Origin of the sequence: Pseudomonas sp. 2,4-D, from assembly GCF_030418155.1 — a bacterium.
In the GTDB taxonomy this organism is placed as follows: Bacteria; Pseudomonadota; Gammaproteobacteria; order Pseudomonadales; family Pseudomonadaceae; genus Aquipseudomonas; species Aquipseudomonas alloputida.
Genome location: NZ_JAUHUI010000006.1, coordinates 20931 through 41510, shown reverse-complemented (window position 1 = coordinate 41510; position 20580 = coordinate 20931). Strand labels below are relative to the sequence as shown.

The window sequence follows — 20580 nt, the reverse complement described above, 5'->3', positions numbered from 1 at the left end:
GACGGAAGCTTCGGCCCCGCTAGGCTAAGCTTGTACCGACACGACTCCGTCTACGGTCCTACGCATGCAACCCACGCAAAAACCCCAAAGCAACCACTTGTTGGCTGCACTGTCGTCAGAGACGTTCAGCCGTTTGGAGCCGGACCTGGAGCATGTGAACCTGCCCTTGGGCAAGGCCCTGTACGAGTCCGGGGACACCCTGCGCCACGTCCACTTCCCGACCGATGCCATCGTTTCGCTGCTGTATGTGATGGAAAACGGCGCCTCGGCCGAAATCTCGGTGGTAGGTAACGAAGGGCTAGTGGGCATTGCCGTGTTCATGGGTGGTGAAAGCACACCCAGCCGGGCCATCGTACAAAGCGCAGGGCATGCCTATCGCCTGCCCGTGCAAAGGCTCAAGGACGAGTTCAACCGCCATGGCGAGCTGATGACGTTCATGCTGCGCTACACCCAGGCATTGATCACCCAGATGGCGCAAACCGCGGTGTGCAACCGGCATCACTCCATCGACCAACAGTTGTGCCGCTGGCTGTTATTGTCGCTTGACCGCCTGCCGGGTGATCGCCTGTGCATGACTCAGGAACTGATCGCCAACATGCTGGGCGTTCGCCGCGAGGGTGTGACCGATGCTGCAGGCAAGCTGCAGCGTCTGGGGGTGATCGAGTACAACCGCGGGCAGATCAGGGTGCTCGACAGATCACGCCTGGAACTGCTGAGCTGTGAATGCTACGCCGTAGTGAAGAAAGAGACCGAGCGGCTGCTGCCCTACGTGCCGGGCTGATAGTGCGAACCCATGGTTCCAGGCCGTGCACCACGACACCCAGGTGCTGGAGGCCTCTTCCAGCCGGGGTGCGCACGGTCGTCAGCCCATCTGCTGCCACAAGATCAGCAACCCGGGCACCCAAGCTGTGAAGATCGCGCACAGCAGAGTCATTGCCGCCACCAGACGCTGGATCTTCCTGGCCAGCGCCAGCAACAGGAAAAAGCTGAACCACAACACCGTCCACGCCGCCCAGTTCAGCACATCCCATACCTTCAACAGCCCTTCGGCGCCAGGGATGGAACTGACTGTCACCACCAGCGCCGTCACGCTGACGAACAGGCAGAACCAGCCTAGCCCGCGCCCATCAACCTGCAGCACCTGGTTGGCGGCCACCCACAGGTAGGTAAAGGCGAACAGGAGGGTCAAGGCACCGGCCTTGATGCCTTCGGCCGAGCCCACCACGAAGATCAGGTAGACCGCCACCAACAGGCTGAGCAAACCGACAAACAGGTTGATCACCGCCACTTCGCGGTCAGTGATACGCCCCATCAGCCAGATGCTGTTGATGAACAACACTGCACCCACATACAGCAGAACCAGTCCGTACAACATGGCAACCTCTTCTCATTCGAATTGTTTTAGGGTTTTTCTTGCCATTTCCAGCATCGACAGCCGCTGTTTCATCGCCTCTTTCGACAAGTAGGCATGAGCTTCAGGCTCCTGCCAGCCCTGGGCCGCCATCAGCAGGACCTTGGCCTTGTTGATGTCGGCCTGGTGCTCCAGACGCTCCTGCAACTGGGCATTCTTCTGCATCAAGCGGGCCTGGGCTTCGCTGTTGCTTCTGGCGCACACCAACGCCGGAAGCACCTTGTGGTTGTCCAGAGGCAGTACCATCACGCCGTGACACCCCAGCTCCAGGATTTGCGAAAGAATGGTCGGGCTCTCGTACTCCACCAAGGCGATGGCGGTCAGGCGTACGCCGCCCTGCGCCAGCAGCTTGCCCAGCTCGGCATGGTGGCGGCCTTCGAACACCCCGCAAAACACCAGGTCGGTGTGGGTGTCGAACGCCTTGGGCGGTGGCCAGCACTGCTTCACCGAGCAGCCGATACGCATCAGTTGCAACACCAGGGCATCAGTGATTTCACTGGGCGGACAAACGATGCCCACGTGCAGTTCACGCAACGTGTTCAGGATGTTCGACGTGCTCATGAGGGGCCGCCTCCCATCATGCTCACGGTCCAGTCGTCCAGGTTGTGAACCACCACATAGGGGTCAGGGCGGATGGTCGTAGGCGATTGCCATTTGATGCAGATCTGCCCGCGCGCATCGATCTCGCCGATACGTGAAAACAGGTGCGAGTGGTTGTTCTGCTGCTCCACCTGCACCCTGCCCTGGGGGCTATCCATGCTCGCGTGGTACAGGTGATTGCGGATTACCTCCACCTCCAGGCTGCCGGTGGCATTTACCGCCTGGCACAGCATGCGCATCTGGCAATACGCCGCCTCGGCCCAGGCAGTGATCCGCACATCGGCCGGAAAGAACGCACGGCACTGACGGACGAATGCGTTGCTTTGCGGTGACTCGACGCTGGTGAAGTAGGGTGCCACGACGATGTTGCCACGGGCTGCCTCGGCCCCCATTTCGGCAATTTCTGCCTCGCTGGTAGTCAAGCTGGCGATCGGCGGCCGAGGGCCATTACCATAGCGCTGCGCCATTGCTTGGTAGAAGCTTGCCGTCCCCGTACCGACCACGGTCGAGAACACCACGTCAGGGGCAGAACGCACCACCCGCTCGACCACCTGGGCCAGGTCATCGGCCGAGGGGTACAGGGGCATGTAGGCTTCTTCCACCACTTCGCCACCATGCTGCTTGTACAGGTGGCGCATGACATGGTTGCTTTCCCGCGGGTAGATGTAGTCGGAACCGACGAAGGCGACCCTGGCGCCGTAATGACGTGTCAGGTATGCCGCCAGTGGCGCGCTATTCTGGTTAGGTGCCGGCCCGCCGTAGATGATATTGGGCGAGTACTCGAAGCCCTCATAGGGCGTGGGATAGAACAGCAAGCCATCGGCGCGCTCGATGACGGGCATCACGGCTTTGCGGGTGTGCGACATGTAGCAGCCGAGCATCAGGCGCACACCGTGGTTGCGCACATAGTCGTCACACAGATTGCGATAACGGTCCGGGTCGCCCCCGGGGTCACCGACCAGGGTCAGAACCGGTTCGCCAAGTACGCCCCCCTCGCGGTTAACCTGTTCGACCGCCAGCAGCGCGCCACAGCGCTGCGAGCGTTCAATGGCTGCGGTAACGCCGGTTTCGGCGAACAGCAAGCCCACCTTCAATTGCCTGTCTTGTCTACTCATCACACCATCCTGTGACAACTGTCATGTCGGCAACGAAAAACGGATGCGCCCGCGCTCAAGGTGGCCGGCCACCGTCATGCACGTCACTTCTGCCTGGCATGGGATGCGGTTACCAAGCAGGTACTCGGCCAGTGGCACTTCCAGCTCATGGCGGATAAAGCGCTTGAGTGCACGCGCGCCAAACTCCAGGTCATGGCCTTCGCTGGCCAGCTTGCCAACCACCGCCGCATCCAGCTGCAGGCGGCAGTGATGCTTGGCAAGACGCCGGTTCAGGCGCGACACCTCCAGTTCAATGATGCGCTCGCTCACCTCCTGTTCGATGGCATTGAACACCACAGTGCTGTCGATGCGGTTGACGAACTCGGCAGAAAAACGCTTCACCAGGCGCCGCCGCACCAACCCCAGCAAACGCTCGCGGCGCCCTGCCTGCAGGCCAAGCAGACGCCGCAGCGGCGCCAGCGGGCCCAGCCGGTGCTGGCGTATTTCGTCTGCCGCCAGGTTGCTGGTCATGAACACCAGTGTGTTACGGAAATTGAAGCTCTTTTCACCGGAGGCCAAGCGCAGCAGGCCATTGTCGAACACATTGAGCAGCGCCTGGGACACCTCCTTGCTGGCCTTCTCCAGCTCATCGAACAGCACGATCCCTGGGCGCCCTTGGCTCCCGTCCAGCAGCGCCTGGTCAAACAGCGTGCGGCCTTCCTTGGCGCCAGCATAGCCCGGTGGTGCGCCGGTCAGAGCAGCGGCGTAGTGTTCCTGGGCCAGCGTGTTCATGTCGACCCGGCAGAAGGCATCGGCATCACCGTGCAGGGCGCGGGCCAGGGCACGCACGACCTCGGTCTTGCCGACCCCGGTCGGGCCGAGGAACAATGCCGTGAACAGCGGGCGGCGCGGGTCGAGAATATCCGCACGCACCACCGTGAGCACATCTTCGATGGCCTGCAAGGCTTCGTCCTGGCCCAGCACTTCGTTGCGTACTACCTGCATGACGGCAGCGACATCGAAGCGGAAACGCGACTGCAGGGTGTCTTCACTGCGCAGGTGGGTCTCGACGATTGCCCGGGTGTGGCAGTTTTCGGCACTCAGTGCAGCACTGGAGGACGCATCGCGACGCGTCTGCTCCAGCAGGTCATTCAAGAACGGCATGGTCTTCCCCTCGCTTTGTGAAACAGCGTGCCCGCAGGCACGCCGGGCAACCCCGTCAGCGGGCTTCCTTTTCCTTGGCATCGTACGGAAGGCTGCCGACCGGGCACTGCGCCACCCCCGAGGTACGCCGGGTCAGGGCCTCGACGTTCTCGCGGGCCTTCTCGGCATCCAGCACCCAGGTGCGGTAGAACTCGAATGGGCATTCGGCAATGCCGCGGTCGCCGTCGCCAGACAAATGCATACCGCTGTAGCCACGGTGCAGGATCTTGTACAGGTGGTTTTGCGACTGGTCGTTCTGCCGCGCATCGCGAATTTGCGAGATCGACAGCTGGGCGTACTGGATACCCATCTCCTCTTCACCGCACTCGCCGAGTGTACGGCCATCGAAACCGATGATTGCCGAGTGACCGAAGTAGGAGTACACACCATCGAAGCCCGCGGCGTTGGCCACTGCAACGTAGCAGTTGTTAGCCCACGCCATGGCCTTGGCCATCAGCACCTGCTGGTCCTTGGCCGGGTACATGTAACCCTGGCAGCGCACGATCAGCTCGGCGCCTTTCATGGCACAATCGCGCCAGATTTCCGGGTAGTTGCCGTCATCGCAGATGATCATGCTGATCTTCAGGCCCTTGGGGCCATCGGCAACGTAGGTCTGGTCGCCCGGGTACCAGCCCTCGATCGGGCACCAGGGGATGATCTTGCGGTACTTCTGCACGATCTCGCCATTGTTGTCGATCAGCACCAGCGTGTTATAGGGGGATTTGCGCGGGTGCTCTTCATGGCGCTCGCCGGTCAGCGAAAACACGCCCCAGACATTGGCCTTGCGGCAGGCCTGGGCGAACACTTCGGTTTCCACGCCGGGTATGGCCACGGCGGTTTCCATCATTTCGGCCGGGTCATACATGATGCCCTGCAGGCTGTACTCTGGAAAAATCACCAGATCCATGCCCGGCAGCCCCTGCTTCATGCCGACAATGATGTCGGCGATCTTCCTGGCGTTTTCGAGCACTTCATCGCGGGTATGCAGGCGCGGCATCTTGTAGTTGACCACGGCAACGCCGACGGTGTCATTGCTGCTGGAAATATCACCATGACGCATGTTGAACACCTCTTGTTGTTATTTTTCAGGGACGAAAAAAAGCCCTCTCCGCATGCGGAGAGAGCTCATTTGCTCTTTGGGGTTCGGTGTGGAGGCAGCGACATCGCCATTGATGCGCGGCTCCTGACAACCAACGGTATATGCCGGGTGTGGCGGCTTGTCAACCCGCCATCAACCGTTGCCGCTTCAGGCGCCGAGTGAACACAGCACGCTTTGCAGCTTGTCTCGGGTGGTATGCGTGCAGGCCTGCATGGGCTCGCGCAGCTCGTCTGCAATCAGGCTTTGCAGCTGCAACGCCGCCTTGACCACGGCCGGGTTGGGCTCGGCAAAGGCCACTTTGATCCAGGGCAGCAACTGGTAGAACGTACCACGCGCGGCGGCCCAATCGCCGCTGTCAACCTGCTGCACCATGCGTACGTACAGGTCGGCGCGCACATGTGCGGAGGCTGAAATGGCCCCTGCCCCACCCAGGCACAGGTTATTGAAGATCTGCAGGTCTTCACCGGCCAGCACCTGGGCGTGGCCGTCCTCGATCAGGGCCATGGTCGTCTCGCTGTCACCACCACAGTCTTTCACCGCTGCAATGCGTGGATGGCGCACGATACGGCGCAGGGTTTCACGTTCCATGCGTACGCCAGTGCGGTAGGGAATGTCGTAGACGATCACTGGCACGCTGGCGGCATCGGCCACGGTGGCGAAGAAGGCTTCGATGCCAGCCTGCGAAGGGCGGATGTAGCAAGGTGCGGGAACCAGCAGCCCGCCAATGTCACGCTGCTGGATTTCAGCCTGGAAGGCCAGCAACTCACGCAGGTTGTAACCTGACAGGCCCATCACCACCCTGCCAGGCTCCACCCAGGCCAGCACGGCATCCAGCACTGCCAGTTGCTCGGCCTTGGACAACGCCGCTGCCTCACCCGTGGTACCGCACACCACAAAACCGGCCACACCGTCTTCGAGCAGCTTCTTCACCAGCTTTTCCAGGCCTGGGAAGTCGATTTCATTGGCGCGCATTGGCGTGACGAGGGCGATCCAGATACCACGGAAATTCGACATGCAAAAACTCCTGATGTTGACCGAAAGTCAGCGTCAGCAGGGCAAAGAGTGGAAGTGGTGGCAGGGATACCTGGCGCCTTCTGTCTCGTCAGCCCACCTGACGAGACAGCGCGCCTCGGTCAGATGAGCGGCTGTTTCTTGGATTTCTTGGCAACGGCAACGCACGCGTCTGCCTGAGCGATGAAGCCCGAAGCGGAAATGGCGTGGTTGGATGTGGACATGCTGGCAAGCCCGTTGCGTAGGTATGGCTGGATAATGGTGGGGCGGCGTACCTGGTGTCAACCCTTGGCCCGCATCGCCCCGTGCAGGCCGCCCCTTGCAACGCAGTGATTGCCGTCACCGCCACTCGCTGTAAGGCTCCAGCGGTGTCACCGGCAGGGCCAGGTTGCCTCGCCACGGTTCGAACAGGTAGCGCAGGTAGAGCATGCCATGGCTAGGCGCATAGTCATCGCTGTGCTGCCAGTCGAAGCCGCCGCCCAGTACCCACTGGTCACTCAGGCGCCGTTCGAACAGACCGCGCAGGCGGTAGCCCAACCCGCTGCTGTCGCTGGCTTCGGTCATCGCATCGATGTTGGAGTCGACGCCATAGTGCGCCAGTACCTTGCGGTTGATGTGTGCGTCCGGGTACAAGCGGCTACTGCCACTATGGGCCTGAGACCAGCTGACGGAACCTTCCAGCAGCAACGACCAGTCGTAGTTGCGCCAGGCATAACTGACCGGCACGCCCACCGAACTGTAGCGCTGCGGGCTGTAGTAACCGCCCTGCCCCAGGCTGTAACCGCCCAGGTCCTTGTCGTGACGCCAGTGCATCAGCGTCACGCCAACACGTACACGCTCGTCGGCCTTTTCCACCACGCGGTGGTAAAAGCCGGCCATGGCCCGGGTCCGCTGGTTGTCGGCCACGTTTTCGCCGTACAGCCAATGGTGCCCCAGGCTGGCCCACACCCCGTTGTCGCCACCTTGGTCCCAGCTCAGGCCGAGCGTGGCGCCATTGGCAGTGACCCCACCCCAGCGCACGCCCGTCGGGCGGTCGCGTGCGCCGGCGAACGACAGCAATGAATTGCTCATCGGCCGGCGCGAGGCGGTCAGCGACCAGCCAACCTGCCCGAGGTCACCGTTGAGCGTTGCGCCGCCCAGCCAGTTGTTGATTGCATAGCCCTGGGTGGTGCCCAGGTCGAACGCCCAGCGGCTGCCCTGCCAACCCAACGCCAGCAGGCTGCCGTTTGCAGTCTGCGATCCCCCCGTGCACGCGGGCAGTGTTTCCCCGTCAGCGCTCTTGCCAACAAACTGGCAGCTGCCGAAGTCGGGGGTGTAGCTTCCCTGATCGTTCGGTTCGAACGACCCGGCAGCCATGCCAATGCGCTCTACCCGCGCAAACGCGGTGCCCTCCTGCCAAGGGGTGTCGACGTGCAACAAGGTCGACTGGGTACTCAGTTCCGACGTGCCGGGCGTACCGTCATCCTCGCGCCAGCCGTAGTCATGCATCAGCGTCACATGGGTATTGCGCTGGCGATACAGGGCGTCCACATCACTGCGCAGGCTACGGGCCAGCCAGTCGTCGCCATCCTGCTCGCGGCTGGCCAGGGTCAATGCACGGTCATCCCGTGGCGCTACGGCAGCACGGTCCAGCAACTGCGCATCGGCCATCGCTGCCGCGTAAAGGTCCAGTGCTCGTTGAGGATCATCCTGCGCTACCAGGCGGGCTGCGTCGCGCCGCAACAACGGATCGGGTCGCGTCTGCTGCGCGGCAATCCGGTCAAGCAGCCTGGCCGCCTGATCGTGTTCACCCAGCGCGGTCCACACCGCCGCCAGGCGCCGCTGGGCGTTGCCGTCATCAGCGGCAAATTTTGGCACCTTCACGCCCAGCATGTGCCGGGCCTGCTGCAGGTTGCCTTCGGCCACGGCGCTTTCCATCACCCCAAGGCGTGCATCAGGACGCCCAGGCTGCGCGACCAGCACACGCTGGTAATAACTGCGCGCCTTGCCATGTTCACCACGCGCGGCTGCCCAGTCAGCCAACAGCATCAAGTCGTCCGGGCTACCTTCACCACGCGCCAGGCCGGCTTCAAGCAAGGCTGTCGCCTCGACACTGCGGCCTTGTGCCTGCAACTGCTGCGCAGAGGCCAGGGTCATACGCCGTTGAACACGTTGCTCCAGCGCGTGCATGTCCGCGCTCCAGGTCGCCTGAGGTACCGCCCTCAGACTGTCCAGAGCCAAGGCATCACGGTCGCTGGACTCCAGGAACAGGCCGTGGGCATAGCGCGTTGCCGGATCACGTGGCTGGTGCTGCACCAGCCTGGCAAATGCCGCGTCGGCCTCGCCAGTGCGCCCTTGGTGACGCAGACTGTTGGCCAGCTGATACACCAGCCAAGGCTCATCCGGGGCCAGGGCCGCGGCCTGGCCCAGCACGTGGCTGGCCGTCGACCAGTCCTCGCGCTGCAGGGCTTCGTCCCCTTGCTGGCGTAGCCGCGCAAGTTCCAGGCTGCGTCGCAGGCTGGCGAACTGCGCCTGCTGCCGTGGTGGCAGGCTGTCCAGGTATGCCTGCGCCTTGCCTGGCGACTGCGCCTGGTAAACGCGCATCAAGCCACGCACGGCACTTTCGTTATCCGGCGCCATACGCCTTACCTGCAGGTACTGCCGCTCGGCAGCCGCCACATCGCCTTCGGCCAGCGAGACATCTGCCAGGCCCAACAACGCGTATTCATCCTTTGGCCGTTGCTGGCGAGCCTGCCGGTAAAGTGCGCGCGCACCGCGCACGTCTTTCGCCGCCAGGGCCTGCTCGGCTTTCTTCAGCAGGGCCCAATACTGGCTGGACGACTCCAGGTCCTTCCATTGGCTGATCCAGTAGGTGTCCTGCTCCTTGGCGCTCGCCGCGCGGAACGCCGCATGGGCGTCTTCATGGCGGCCCTGGCGCATCAACGCATAACCCAAGGCCCCATACAGGCCGGCATCGCCCGGGTACTGGCGCAGGGCGCGGCGCAGCTGCGTTTCAGCTTCGGCATTACGGCCCTTGTCGAGCAATGCCTTACCCCGTTGACCGGCCTGCCATGCCGGGTCGGCCAGCAGCTTGCGCTGTTGTTGCAAGGTCTCGCTGGCCTGTGCCAACAACGGCGAAGCCGGGTAACGCTGAAGAAAGGCCTGCCAGGCTGCCGCGCTGGTGGCACTCACGGCTTGCCCGGACAGGTAGTCGAACTCGCGCTGGGCAGCGGCATCCCGTGCACCAGGGTCTCGCGCCAGCTGATCGAGCACGGCCAAGGCCTCGCGGTCACGCTTTTCGGCGAACAACCAACCGGCCAGGGTCTGGCGCAGCCCGGCACTGCCTGGATACTGCTGATCCAACCGCTGCAACTGGCGGATTGCCTCAGGGCGTTGTCCTGGCAGGTTGCCGCGCACGCGCCAATAGTCCAGGGCCAATTCAAGGCTGGGTGGTTCGCCGGCAAACAACTGTTCGTACACCGCCAGCGCCTCTTCATTACGGCCGGTAACCGCCAGCAGACGCGCCTGCTGCAGGCGCCGCGCAGGCGCCGGTTGTTGAAGTTCAAGCAGGCGTGCGGCCTGACGTGCTTGCAGGCTGCCAGGTGCCACGGCACTGATCCGCGCACTCAACTGCTCGGCTTCACTGCTGTTCTTCTCGCGCAATGCCAGGCTCAAGGCCGCCAGCAACACGTCCGGGTTGCGCGGCTCAAGCAACTGCAAACGGCCCAGCGCATCGCGTACCAGGTCGTCACGGTGCAGCGCTTCGCCACGGCGTACCTGGTCCAGCAGCCATTGGCGCTGTTCATCGACATCCTTGGGTTGCGCATCTGCCTGGCAGGTTATTGCCGCCAGCATCAACACGCCGATCATTCGCTGCATGGCGCGCTCCAGGCCGGCAACAGGCGGCCGTGCGGGTCAAAACGGTAACGGGCCTCGTCGAAGCCCTGGCCGAACAGCGCCAGCACCTGGCTGTAATACGCCTTGGCCTCGACCGGCTGTTCGCGCAAGCGCTGGCGCTGGGCCGCCAAGCCGGCCACGTACTCAGGCGAGGCAGCAAGCAATGGCAGCAAGGCCGCAGAGAAACCCGCCGGGCCATGGCCGCGGGCTTCACCGCTGCGTGCATCCAACTGCTCAGGAGGTAGCCCCTGGCGCTGGGTCAATGCCGCCATCGGCGCATAATGGGCCACCAGTTCGCGGCGTTGCGCAGCACCCTCGGCCAACATGCCAACCCACAGGTATACACGAATGGCGTCATAATCACCGGCATTGCCATGTTTCGTGTCTGCCGCTGGTTTTCCGGCCGGCGTCCACAGCAACCAGTCCGGGGCAAAGCCCTTTGGCGACGATGCCAACCACAAACGCCGCGTGTTGGCCGCCAGCTCACCCCACAAGGGGTCCACCTCGCTGAAGCGGTCGAGCAACTGCAGCGGCAGGTAGCTGGGGTTCAGGCGGGTACCCTGGGCGTCTTCGAAACCGTAGTCACCTGGCAGCAACATCACGCCAAGGCCTGGAAGCTTGCGCACGGTCTGCGCGGCGATACGCCACAGCAGGTGCTGGCCCAGTTGCGTGTAGGCCGGCTGGTCCCACAACCGCCCTGCTTCCAGCAGGCTGTAGGCGATCCACAGATCGGCATCGCTGGCGTTGTTGGCGTCCAGCACCTGCCACTGCTGCTGCCCGTCACGGCCCCACAGCCAGGCAGGCAGATGCCGGACCAGGTCACCCTCGGCGAGGTTGTTGCTGGTCCAACGCAGCAACTGCGCGAAGGTTTGCCGATCGTTGCCTACCAGGGCGAAGAACAGCGCGTAACTCTGCCCTTCCGAGGTGGTGATCAGGCGCTCGTCACTCGGGTCGATGACCCGCCCATCCACACTCACCAGCTCGGCCTTGAACCGCTCCCAGGCAGGCCATGGGCAAACCGACCCGGCATTGGCGAAGACGGGCAGGCCTAAGGCGACCAGCCCTACCAGCATCTGACGCATCATCACCCCGCCTCACCCAAGCGGCGCTTGCCTGCCCAGCGCAGTGCCCGCCACAACAAGAAGGCGAACAGCACCACGCAAACAGCCGCGATCACCGCCAGCAACACAGGGTGCTCGGACAAGTGGAACCACAGCAGCAGCCACCACGGCAACGCGCCCACGAAGTAGTGCTCGCCGACGAACTGGCTGCTCACGCCACTGCTGCGTACCAGCGTTACCGAACCCGCCAACGCATCGAGCTTGCCCACATCGCCAAGCACGTCGCGCAGCAATGCGTAATCGCTGTCGCTGTTGGCCAGCAAGGCCACAACACTGCGCTGCTCGTGGAACGGCGACTTCAGCCCGGTGATGGCCGCAATCGGCGCCTGGGCGCTGACCGCCACGCGGCTGCTTGCAGCCACCGGCTCAGTATCGAAACGCTGGCCACCGGGCAACGATGCGCTGCGGCCCTGCAGTAACCAGTCACGCTGGGCGCTGAGCAACAGGCCAAGGTCGGGCGCATCGCGCAGGGCCTCGGGCAGGCTGCCGATCAGCAGCAAGTCGGCGTCTGCCGCTGCGACCTGTTGCCAGTCGTCGATCAATTGCAGGCCAAGCGCCGGGTAACCGATCTGTCCGGCCAACCCGCCAACCGTGTCGAGCAAAGTGCCGACCTGCATCGCCGTAGGTTTGGCCGGCATGATGACCAGCGTCTCGGACAGGTCGGCCATGCGGCTGAACGGGAAGCCACTGCGGGCGAATGCACGCAGGTCGGGCATGGCGATGTAATGGTGGTAACCGGAAAGGTCGATGGTGGAGTTGTCGTCGATTGCTGCACGCACGTCCACCGGCAGCGAGGTCTGGCAGCGATCGCGCTGGGCGCTGCCCAGGGTACTGGCAAAGCTGAAGTCGAAGCGCAGGCGGTTGCGGTCGCCAATCTTCAGCGCCGGTACCAGCGAGTTCTCGGTCAATGCAGTATTGTCACCGGACAGCACTGCCAGGCGCATTTCTTCAAGGGTACCGCCGCGCCGGTCATTGCCCACCAGCGGCATGCTGGTGATGTACTGATCGTTGACGCTGATGCTCAGGCGCGATTCGTCGGTCACCGCTGGCGCCGTATAGCGGTACAGGGTGCGCAGCGGAATACCCTGGTTGCGCCAGACGAACAAGTCGGGCGGCAGGTTCAGTTCCAGTGTCACCGGCCGCGGTTGCAGGCCGCTGACTTGCAGTTGCTCGGGGTAATCCAGCAGCTCGGCAAAGCGTACCGGCCGGTCGGTGCGCGTCCAGTTCGGCGCATCGTAGGGCTGGCGCGGTTGCAGCGCGGTCATCTGCTCCACCTTCACGCGCGCGCCGCGGAACAGATTGTTGCCAACCGCCAACGCCGAGGCGGCCTTGATCAGGTCGTCGTCGTTACGGCCCAGCACCAGCAGCACTTTGCTGAAGCGGTCGTCCGGGTGATCGATCATCTGCAGCACGGGGCCGTCGACCGGCGGGAACTGCTGCAGATCAGCGAGGAACGCCGGGCGACGGTCGTTGCTGGCAAACACGATGCTCGGTGCAGGTTTATCGCCACGGGCCGGCAGGCGGTTGTACAGCACAGGGAAGCTGGCCTTGCGCCAACCGGCCTGGCTGCCGAAGTAGGATGCCAGGATTGCCGCCGCACGCTGCTCGCCCAGGCTCGGCACGCCGCTGAACACCACCGGCAGTACTACCTTGCCGGTGTCGCGGGTATCGAAGAACGGCAACGGGAAATACGCCAGGTCGTTTTCCAGCACCAGCGCCTGCTCGTGCAACTGCACCTGGCTCTTGCGGTTAAGGTTCAGCCACAGGCCGCTGTGGGCCGGGTCTTCGCAGACATCGGTATAGTGCCCGACAAACTCCAGACGTACCCGGTTGAAGTCGCCGAGCAGTTTCGGGTCCAACGGCAACTGGCGACGCACACGCTGGCCCAACTGCTCCTTTTCCACCGGAACTACGCCCATCAGCTCGTCGTTGAGGTAGACGCGCAGGTGCGACAGGTTCGGCAGCAAGGCTGGCGAAGGCGTGTAGTCCAGTTGCAAGCTGGCATCGGTGGCCAGGCGATCGCGACGCAGGCCAAACTCGATATGCTCGCTGTTGCGTACGCCCAGCAGCAGGCTGTCGGACGCATGCCCAAGCTGCTCGAAGGTTTTCGCAACCGGCCAGTTTGGCACCGTAGGTGTGGGTACCGCAGGCTCGGCAAGCGGAGCTACAGAAGCAGCAGCGGCGCTCTGCGACAAGGCGGTAAACAGCGCCATCGCCAGGCCCCAGGTACGCGCGGGATAACCAGTCATCATGCGTCTCGATCAACAGGGTTCATGGAAGGGATTGCCCGCGGTGTGCGGGGCCAGTAGCTGGCCAGCCACAGCGCCAGCGAACGCAGTGGGCGCAACCACGCCCGTAGCCATGGCGGCATGTGCTCGACCAGGCGCACGTAACCGACGCCGCCCAGCTTCAACACATCGATCAGGCTGCGCAGCGGGCGCTCGACCTCGTGCTGCTCGTTCCAGCCAAGCCAGGCATCGGCGCGGGCAAAGGTGCAGTGGACCAGGTCGATACGCTGCTGCAGGGCGAGGTCGCGGAACACCAGGCCGACGTGTTGCCCGACGGTACGGGTGACGCACGCCTGGAAGGCGAACTCGCGTTGGCCGCGGTTGAGCAGCAGGCGTACCTGCTCCCCCGGTTTCAACTCCAGACCGGGCTGTACCTGCAGGCCGATACCGCCGTCGGAGTAGTCGACCAGGGTGCAGGGGTAGGCATGACCGCTGGCCAGCATCAGCCCCGCCGGCAAGCGCATCGGCACCCGATGGGCGCGGCGCACCTGGCGCACTTCGGCGGCCACCGCAACTGCGGCACCGATAATCAGCAGGTTGTAGATCACCCACAGCGAGCTGACGATCACCGTGCCGATTTCTGCCGTCGGGCCGGTGACCAGGCGCCACACCGCAAAGCCCAGACCCACCACGTTGAGCGCCGCCAGCCACAGGTAAGGTTGGGCGATGCGCCAGTCGAACTGTTCCTGCTCCATCAGGCCGCCCTTGGCGGTGACGTTGAACGTGCCTTTTTTCGGCGCGAACAGCGCCACCGTGGTCGGACGGGCGATGTACCAGGCCAGTACGGTCTCGTAGACCTCGCCCCAGAAGGTTTGTCGGTACTTGCCCTGCATCCGCGAGTTGGTCAGGCTGGCGTGGATCATGTGTGGCAGCACGTACAGCAGAATCATCAATGCCGGTGCGTAGATGATGTAGGCATGCAGCAACAGGAACGCCAGTGGCGCCGTCAGGAACACCAGCCGCGGCAGGCCGGCCAGGAAGTGCAGCATCGCGTTGGCGTAGCACACCCGCTGGAACAGGCTAAGGCCACGCCCGAACAGCGGGTTGTCGGTGCGGAAGATCTGCACCATCCCACGGGCCCAGCGAATGCGCTGGCCGATGTGCGCCGACAGGCTTTCAGTGGCCAGGCCCGCAGCCTGCGGAATGCTCAGGTAGGCTGACGTCCACCCTTGGCGATGCAGGCGCAGGGCGGTGTGGGCATCTTCGGTCACGGTCTCGACGGCAAAACCACCGATGCTTTCCAGCGCAGTGCGGCGCAGCACGGCACAGGAGCCGCAGAAAAACGCCGCGTTCCACATATCGTTGCCGTCCTGGATCAGGCCGTAGAACAGCTCCCCTTCGTTGGGGCGGCGGCGGAACGAGCCGAGGTTGCGCTCGAACGGGTCAGGCGAGAAGAAATGGTGCGGTGTCTGCACCAGCGCCAGTTTAGCGTCCTTGAGGAACCAGCCCACGGTCAGTTGCAGGAAGGAGCGCACCGGCACATGGTCGCAGTCGAAGATGGCGATCAACTCGCTGTCGGTGACGCCCAGCGCATGATTGAGGTTACCGGCCTTGGCATGCTTGCTGTCGGGCCGCACGATATACCCTACCCCGACTTCGTCGGCAAAGGCACGAAACGCGTCGCGGCGGCCATCATCGAGGATATAGATGTGCAGGCACTCGCGTGGCCAGTCCAGGCCCAGCGCGGCCATTACCGTGGTGCGCACCACTGACAGGTCTTCGTTGTAGGTAGGGATCAGCAAATCGACGGTTGGCCAGTGCCTGACGTTGGCCGGGAGGTTTGCCGGCTTGCGCTGCAATGGCCAGCTGGTCTGGATGTAACCCAGGATCAGCACGAACCACGAATAGGTTTCTGCCGCCAACAGGATCACCCCGAATACCAAGTCGGTGGTGTCGTTCCAGTTCAGGGTCGAGGTGTAGCGCCACCACAGATAGCGGCACGAGATGATGGTCGACAGCACGATCAGCATCAGGGTCGGGAAACGCCCCGGCATGTGTCGCACCAGCATGGCGATAACCAGGAGCAGGCAGATGAACATCAGCTGCGCCAGGTAGCCGAACGGCTCGGTCACGCACAGCAGGGCGAGGCTGAGGGCGAATACCGTCAGCACGCTATAGAACGCCCGCCGGGCAAACACGCTCAGGCCGCGCAGGCGTGCCGAGGCCTGGTGCTTGAAAACACTGGCGCGGTAGCGCGCGGGTACCTGTTGCAATGCATCGATCAGCAGGCCGCGGTAGTGGCGCGCCACCCCGCCTGCCGCCCGCAGGTGCATGCGCACAGCGCCCAACGCGCGGCGGCCAGGCCCTGCTGTACGTGCCTGCGGTTGGCGCCGCAGCAACAACCACAGGCTCTGGATCAACAGACGCAGCGGGTCACCCAGGGTTGGGCGCTTGCCCGCCAGCTGCGGGTACAGGCGTTGGCGCTCGGCCAGCAGCGCCTGCCAGGCGGGTGACTCCAGGCGCAGAAACAGGAAGGCCAGCCACACGCCGAGGGTGAACAGCCATGCGACCGGCAGACGCGCGCCACGGACAGTGAACCAGGTATAGGCCGACAGAGGGGTCAGGGTCACGGCTGGCGCCTCGTCAGACAGCGCACCGCCAGGCTTTGCACATCACGGCAGGCCAGGCTCTGCGGTGCGTAAAGACCCAGGGGAGCCTTGTACGCCAGCGCTTCGAGGAAGGCTTCGTCGCGATGGACCACCTGGATCGGCAAGCGATCACGAAACAGATCACGCCACACCATCAACAGGTCGCTCTGCAAGCGGCTGGCCGGGTCATAGCGGTTGACCAGCAGCATGTCGAAGTGCTCGAGCGGGCGTCGCCCGAGCAGCAGGTGGCTGGCCATTTCGGCTTCTGCCACCAATACCCGCACATCAGTCTCGATGCCATTGCCGGCGGTATCGCCCGGCAATTGCGGCAGGTCGTACAACAGCCAGTCAAAATGCTCGGCCAGCTCGACCTGGCGAGCGCGCCATGACTGCGCATCGGGCACACGGTGCTGCGCACCGCCAGGCAGGTTGCCGTACGGCAGCAGGAACAGGCCATCGAGCACCTCGTACACGGCATCACTGAACGGCCGCCCTTCCCGCTCGGCCAGCGCCCAGCCCTCGGACGTATGCAGCGGCAGGTTGAAGTGCAACCCGAGCAAGTTGCTTGGACACAGGTCAATCAGCAGCACCCGCTCGCCCACGCCCTGTAGCGCGTAGCCCAATGCAGCCAGCAAGGCGCTGCGCCCCAGGCCTCCGCGCACCCCATGCAATGCCAGGCTGGTCATGGCGCGATCCTCTCGCGCTGGGTGACAGCCGCGTACAGCGCATCGTCGCTACTGGCCCTGCAGCTTTCACCCAGCAATGGCCAGCGCTGCAGGGCCTGCTGAACGCCCACCAGCATCGAGATGTCCTGGTAGTTCAGCTCTGGCATGTCCAGGTGCTGGCGCAACTGGGCAATATCATCGCTACGGTCGGACGGGTCTGACTTGCCAGTGATCATGGGCGCTCCTTGGGGATGGGCTGCCAGTCAGGCTGGCCTTGCAGGCGCATGTAGGCACGCCCCTGGTAATTCAGCACCTGTGCGCCAGAGGTTTCGGCAACCTGCTCGGTGGTTGGCAGGTCGGTCAGCAGGCCGGGTACATCCAGCACCTGCTGCTGGCCGAGGCCCGCATACACACGCGAGATCAGCTCGGACAACGCCAGGTAGCTGGTGGCTGCCGTGACCCGCAGCGGCGCGTGTCGGGCAGGCTGGCCCATGCCGATGAACTTCAGGCCAACTGGCACATGGGTAATCGACGGTGTGGGAATTTCGCGCATGCCAGATAACTGCATGCGGTCACCATGCAACGCGGCCCCATGCTCAGGAACAATGGCCACCACCACCCGCCGGCCACTGCGCTCCAGTTCATCAAGGAAGGTGCCAAGCTCGCCAAACAGGCGATTGGCGCGGGTGGCATAGTCGGCCACGCGGGTACCGCCGTCGGCAGTGACGATACGGTTGCCGTCATGCAGGCTGATGCTGTTGTAGAACAGCGACACATGCTCGTCCGGGGTGCCTTTGCGTTGCCCCCACCAACGGCGCAACACATCCAGGTCGCTGGCGATCGGCGAGCCGTCGAAGCCCACCAGCGCCCGTGGAAAGTCGGTATTGCGCATGCCCGGTTGCGGCATGTGCTGTTGGGTAATGTCGCCGATGAAGTTGTCGAACCGGCCGCTGTGGTTGAGCAAGGTGTTGCTCTGGAAACCCAGCCGGGCCAGGTTCTGGAACAACAGGCACTGCTCCGGAGCCGGTTGGTACAGGCCAGTGTGCGACGACTGTCCGCAACTGGCACGCAGCATACGGATGGCGGCCGGGCCGCTGTAGGAGGTCGCCGAGTTGAACTGGTCGAAGATCACGTCCATGCGCGACAACAGCGGGTTGTCCCGCAGCCCCACGGCAGACAGATCATCCCAGGCCAGCGAGCAGATGTTGATTACCAGCAGGTCGAACGGTTGCTCATCGGCATTCACGGCAGGGAACGCCGTCACCCGCTCGCGCTCACTGGCGAAGAAGCGCTCAAGCCAGCTGTCGAGCGTAGCATTGTCGGCTACTGCAGAGGCAGGCGCAGGTTCGGCTGCGGTGCGCGCCGCCACGCTGGGCGCCTGGCCTGCACCCAGCGACGGCAAGCCGCCGACCGACAGCCATGCCAACCCCAGCAGGCTCAGGGTGCTCAGGCGCAGCCAATGGCGTAGGTACAGGTAACCCACCAGCAACATTGCCAGCGCCCCCAGCAGGTTCCAGTTGATGAAGCGGCCCAGCAGCTCGAGCAGATAGTCCCACGAGAAGTCCAGCACCCCCGGCTGCGCCAGCAGGCGGCTGAAGGGTGGCAGCCAGGTGTCCTGGTAGAAAAGCGCGATACCGATTGGCACCGCCAGCAGTTGCCGGGCAATACGCAGCCACTTGCCCGGCAAAGGGACAAGCAGAAATGCAGCGAACAACAGGTTCGGCAGCGCCTGGAAGTCGAGCATGCCCAGCGCGACCAGCAGAAACTTTGCAAAAAAATAGAGGTTCCACCCTCCCAGTCCAGGCCAGCGGGCCAGTACCGGGAGGGTGATGGTGGTATTAGTCATTCTGGGGTTCCTGGCGTGCAGCGCGGCGGCGTACGCCCAGCGGTTTCAGGTAACGGGGGGGAAGGCGACGGCGCAGCACGCCACGTAATGCCGAACACAGGCGCACTAGCAACAAGGCCAGGCCCAGCGTGACGAGTGCGGTAATGCCGACCACCTGCAGCAGTTGCACGAAGTTCATGCGCTACCCCGCTTGGCCAGGCCGACCTTGCGCGGTGCCAGCGCCGAACATGCCTGTGCAGGCAGTTGCGCCGCCGTGTTGCTGCGGGGTGGCTGCGGTAGGTTGCTGTCGAGGAAGGCCGGAGTGGCCAGGCTGTCGACGCCGGCAAGTACCTCCTGGCTGATGAACAGCTCTTTCCATGACAGCTGGAAGATGTGGTCAAGCGCTTGCTCGACCCCTTCGGAGCGGCAGGCGAACAGGAACAGGAACAGCACCTCGCCAACCACGCAGGCAATGTCGCCATCACGGCGGAATACCGTACGCGAGCAAGCCTGCAGCGGGGTCAGGCCAGGCGCCGGACGCAACACCAGCAACTGATGGACGATTTCGCCGTTGCGCACCCCGTGCCACATGCTCTGCACAGCATCGGCGAACGCCCGTGGCGCTACCAACCCGCAGATGGCCAGCGGCCGCAGGCGTGCCAGCAAGGCATCGAAGTCGGTTGGCAGGTGTCGACGCCAGACGTAACCCTGGATGCTCTCCACCATGGTCAGGAAGCGTGACAAGCTGGCACCGAACGGCACGATCTGGCTGGCACCACAAGCCAGCAGCAACTGTTCGTCTTGATAACGCAGGGTCGGCGCCATTTCGCGCACCACCAGCTTCAAGGCGTTGCCACGCGACTGCCGCAGGTGGTGCAGTTGGCGCGCCAGGCTATCCAGACGCTGCCCACCGTCCATGGCAAAGATCACCGTGGCAGACACCGCCCGGCTGGCTTTGCCCCCCAGTTCCTCAAAGCTTTCGCAGACCTGCCAGTGTTCGGAGAAGGCTGGCGCGCCTTCCAGTACCGGGCGCTGGGCCAGGCACAGCAACTCGTCACCACCGGTGTCGCTGGGTGCCTGAGGCGCGGCAGCAACGGCAAAGCCCGCACTCAGCCGAGTCAGCTCCATGTCCCGGGTGGCTGCTTTGCCAAGCGGATTGCTCCAGAAATGCTGCAGGTAACGTACCCCACCTTTGCCGCGGTACACCTGCCCAAGGCCGTCGAGGCACTGGTTGAAAACGCGCAGGCACTCGACCAAGGCAGTGCTCTGCCCTCCACTGACGACCAGCAGCAACGCCGCTTCAGCCAACAATGCCGGGCGCAGCGCATTGCACCAGTGCTCGACTTCGGTATCCGCCCAGGCGTGTGCCGGTGCCAGCAGCACCAGCACACGCCCACGGGCATCAAGACGAGGCAGGTCTTCAACCAGATAACGGGTGGCTTGCGGGTTGGCCTCATACAGTGCCAGCTCGGCCGGACCGCGCGTCGCGTCGAGTGCACCCAGCACGTCATCCATGGCTTGCGCATCGGCGATCAGGGCTGCCCTGGCATTATCGGGCATGCCTTCGACTACCTGGCGGCATAGCAAGGAGGCGTCTTCGGCGGCGTCACAGGCTAACCAGTACAGTCCTTGTTGATGAAGCTGGCTGCTCTCGACGCTCAGGCCGGAAATCGCCAACAACTGCATTCCATTAGTCAAAACACTGGCTCTGCAAAAGGTAAATTGAAACGGTTTGAAGGCGGAATGTGTCACATCCTCTGCTGACGCTTTATGACTTATGTCAAAAAAACGACAAAAAT

The 20580-nt window shown here is 63.7% G+C and carries 16 protein-coding genes; 1 reads left to right on the top strand and 15 read right to left on the bottom strand.

Annotated elements, in window-relative coordinates:
• The first annotated feature begins 64 nt into the window (after positions 1 to 64).
• A complete protein-coding gene (locus QYE47_RS06965; protein ID WP_070383815.1) occupies positions 65 to 781 on the top strand; it encodes a Crp/Fnr family transcriptional regulator in 717 nt (238 codons plus the stop codon).
• An 81-nt stretch (positions 782 to 862) separates the two neighbouring features.
• On the opposite strand, the gene QYE47_RS06960 is transcribed toward QYE47_RS06965, so the two are convergent.
• From QYE47_RS06960 to QYE47_RS06890, 15 genes are all read right to left on the bottom strand, one after another.
• The gene (locus tag QYE47_RS06960; RefSeq protein ID WP_012052056.1) at positions 863 to 1375 is read right to left on the bottom strand and encodes an AmiS/UreI family transporter; all 513 of its coding nucleotides are present in this window, start codon (positions 1373 to 1375) and stop codon (positions 863 to 865) included.
• 12 nt (positions 1376 to 1387) lie between these two features.
• Positions 1388 to 1972 (bottom strand): ANTAR domain-containing response regulator, encoded by a 585-nt coding sequence (locus tag QYE47_RS06955; RefSeq protein ID WP_012052055.1) that lies wholly within the window; start codon positions 1970 to 1972, stop codon positions 1388 to 1390.
• Positions 1969 to 3126, bottom strand: coding sequence for a transporter substrate-binding domain-containing protein (locus tag QYE47_RS06950; RefSeq protein ID WP_070383814.1), 1158 nt, complete (start codon positions 3124 to 3126; stop codon positions 1969 to 1971). Before QYE47_RS06950 ends, QYE47_RS06955 begins: the two co-directional genes overlap by 4 nt.
• Positions 3127 to 3147: 21 nt before the next feature.
• On the bottom strand, positions 3148 to 4269 hold the full coding sequence (locus QYE47_RS06945; protein WP_014591421.1) for an AAA family ATPase: 1122 nt from the start codon (positions 4267 to 4269) through the stop codon (positions 3148 to 3150).
• 55 nt (positions 4270 to 4324) lie between these two features.
• Entirely contained in the window at positions 4325 to 5368 is a 1044-nt protein-coding gene (locus QYE47_RS06940) for an aliphatic amidase (protein ID WP_012052052.1), read from the bottom strand.
• A gap of 186 nt (positions 5369 to 5554) precedes the next feature.
• Positions 5555 to 6421 (bottom strand): 4-hydroxy-tetrahydrodipicolinate synthase, encoded by an 867-nt coding sequence (gene dapA / locus QYE47_RS06935; RefSeq protein WP_014591422.1) that lies wholly within the window; start codon positions 6419 to 6421, stop codon positions 5555 to 5557.
• A 336-nt stretch (positions 6422 to 6757) separates the two neighbouring features.
• Entirely contained in the window at positions 6758 to 10276 is a 3519-nt protein-coding gene (gene bcsC, locus QYE47_RS06930; protein ID WP_014591423.1) for a cellulose synthase complex outer membrane protein BcsC, read from the bottom strand.
• Entirely contained in the window at positions 10264 to 11379 is a 1116-nt protein-coding gene (bcsZ, locus tag QYE47_RS06925) for a cellulose synthase complex periplasmic endoglucanase BcsZ (RefSeq protein WP_070383813.1), read from the bottom strand. Before bcsZ ends, bcsC begins: the two co-directional genes overlap by 13 nt.
• Complete coding sequence (gene bcsB / locus QYE47_RS06920; RefSeq protein ID WP_081343601.1) at positions 11379 to 13667, bottom strand: cellulose biosynthesis cyclic di-GMP-binding regulatory protein BcsB; 2289 nt, start codon at positions 13665 to 13667, stop codon at positions 11379 to 11381. Before bcsB ends, bcsZ begins: the two co-directional genes overlap by 1 nt.
• Entirely contained in the window at positions 13664 to 16273 is a 2610-nt protein-coding gene (gene bcsA, locus QYE47_RS06915; protein WP_070383811.1) for a UDP-forming cellulose synthase catalytic subunit, read from the bottom strand. Before bcsA ends, bcsB begins: the two co-directional genes overlap by 4 nt.
• Entirely contained in the window at positions 16270 to 16977 is a 708-nt protein-coding gene (gene bcsQ / locus QYE47_RS06910) for a cellulose biosynthesis protein BcsQ (protein WP_019436858.1), read from the bottom strand. Before bcsQ ends, bcsA begins: the two co-directional genes overlap by 4 nt.
• Positions 16974 to 17192, bottom strand: a complete 219-nt coding sequence (gene bcsR, locus QYE47_RS06905) for a cellulose biosynthesis protein BcsR (RefSeq protein ID WP_014591429.1) — start codon at positions 17190 to 17192, stop codon at positions 16974 to 16976. The genes bcsQ and bcsR overlap by 4 nt, the downstream gene beginning before the upstream one ends.
• Positions 17189 to 18802 carry a cellulose biosynthesis protein BcsG gene (bcsG, locus tag QYE47_RS06900; RefSeq protein WP_070383810.1) on the bottom strand — a complete coding sequence of 538 codons (1614 nt, stop codon included), beginning with the start codon at positions 18800 to 18802 and terminating at the stop codon, positions 17189 to 17191. Before bcsG ends, bcsR begins: the two co-directional genes overlap by 4 nt.
• Positions 18795 to 18980, bottom strand: a complete 186-nt coding sequence (gene bcsF, locus QYE47_RS06895) for a cellulose biosynthesis protein BcsF (RefSeq protein WP_010953551.1) — start codon at positions 18978 to 18980, stop codon at positions 18795 to 18797. The genes bcsG and bcsF overlap by 8 nt, the downstream gene beginning before the upstream one ends.
• On the bottom strand, positions 18977 to 20467 hold the full coding sequence (locus QYE47_RS06890; RefSeq protein WP_070383809.1) for a BcsE family c-di-GMP-binding protein: 1491 nt from the start codon (positions 20465 to 20467) through the stop codon (positions 18977 to 18979). The genes bcsF and QYE47_RS06890 overlap by 4 nt, the downstream gene beginning before the upstream one ends.
• Positions 20468 to 20580 lie beyond the last annotated feature (113 nt).

Excerpts from the sequence above, each read along its gene's own strand:
- QYE47_RS06965 (WP_070383815.1), top strand. The coding sequence starts at position 65 with ATGCAACCCACGCAAAAACCCCAAAGCAACCACTTGTTGGCTGCACTG.
- QYE47_RS06960 (WP_012052056.1), bottom strand. The coding sequence starts at position 1,375 with ATGTTGTACGGACTGGTTCTGCTGTATGTGGGTGCAGTGTTGTTCATC.
- QYE47_RS06955 (WP_012052055.1), bottom strand. The coding sequence starts at position 1,972 with ATGAGCACGTCGAACATCCTGAACACGTTGCGTGAACTGCACGTGGGC.
- QYE47_RS06950 (WP_070383814.1), bottom strand. The coding sequence starts at position 3,126 with ATGAGTAGACAAGACAGGCAATTGAAGGTGGGCTTGCTGTTCGCCGAA.
- QYE47_RS06945 (WP_014591421.1), bottom strand. The coding sequence starts at position 4,269 with ATGCCGTTCTTGAATGACCTGCTGGAGCAGACGCGTCGCGATGCGTCC.
- QYE47_RS06940 (WP_012052052.1), bottom strand. The coding sequence starts at position 5,368 with ATGCGTCATGGTGATATTTCCAGCAGCAATGACACCGTCGGCGTTGCC.
- dapA (WP_014591422.1), bottom strand. The coding sequence starts at position 6,421 with ATGTCGAATTTCCGTGGTATCTGGATCGCCCTCGTCACGCCAATGCGC.
- bcsC (WP_014591423.1), bottom strand. The coding sequence starts at position 10,276 with ATGCAGCGAATGATCGGCGTGTTGATGCTGGCGGCAATAACCTGCCAG.
- bcsZ (WP_070383813.1), bottom strand. The coding sequence starts at position 11,379 with ATGATGCGTCAGATGCTGGTAGGGCTGGTCGCCTTAGGCCTGCCCGTC.
- bcsB (WP_081343601.1), bottom strand. The coding sequence starts at position 13,667 with ATGATGACTGGTTATCCCGCGCGTACCTGGGGCCTGGCGATGGCGCTG.
- bcsQ (WP_019436858.1), bottom strand. The coding sequence starts at position 16,977 with ATGACCAGCCTGGCATTGCATGGGGTGCGCGGAGGCCTGGGGCGCAGC.
- bcsR (WP_014591429.1), bottom strand. The coding sequence starts at position 17,192 with ATGATCACTGGCAAGTCAGACCCGTCCGACCGTAGCGATGATATTGCC.
- bcsG (WP_070383810.1), bottom strand. The coding sequence starts at position 18,802 with ATGACTAATACCACCATCACCCTCCCGGTACTGGCCCGCTGGCCTGGA.
- bcsF (WP_010953551.1), bottom strand. The coding sequence starts at position 18,980 with ATGAACTTCGTGCAACTGCTGCAGGTGGTCGGCATTACCGCACTCGTC.
- QYE47_RS06890 (WP_070383809.1), bottom strand. The coding sequence starts at position 20,467 with ATGCAGTTGTTGGCGATTTCCGGCCTGAGCGTCGAGAGCAGCCAGCTT.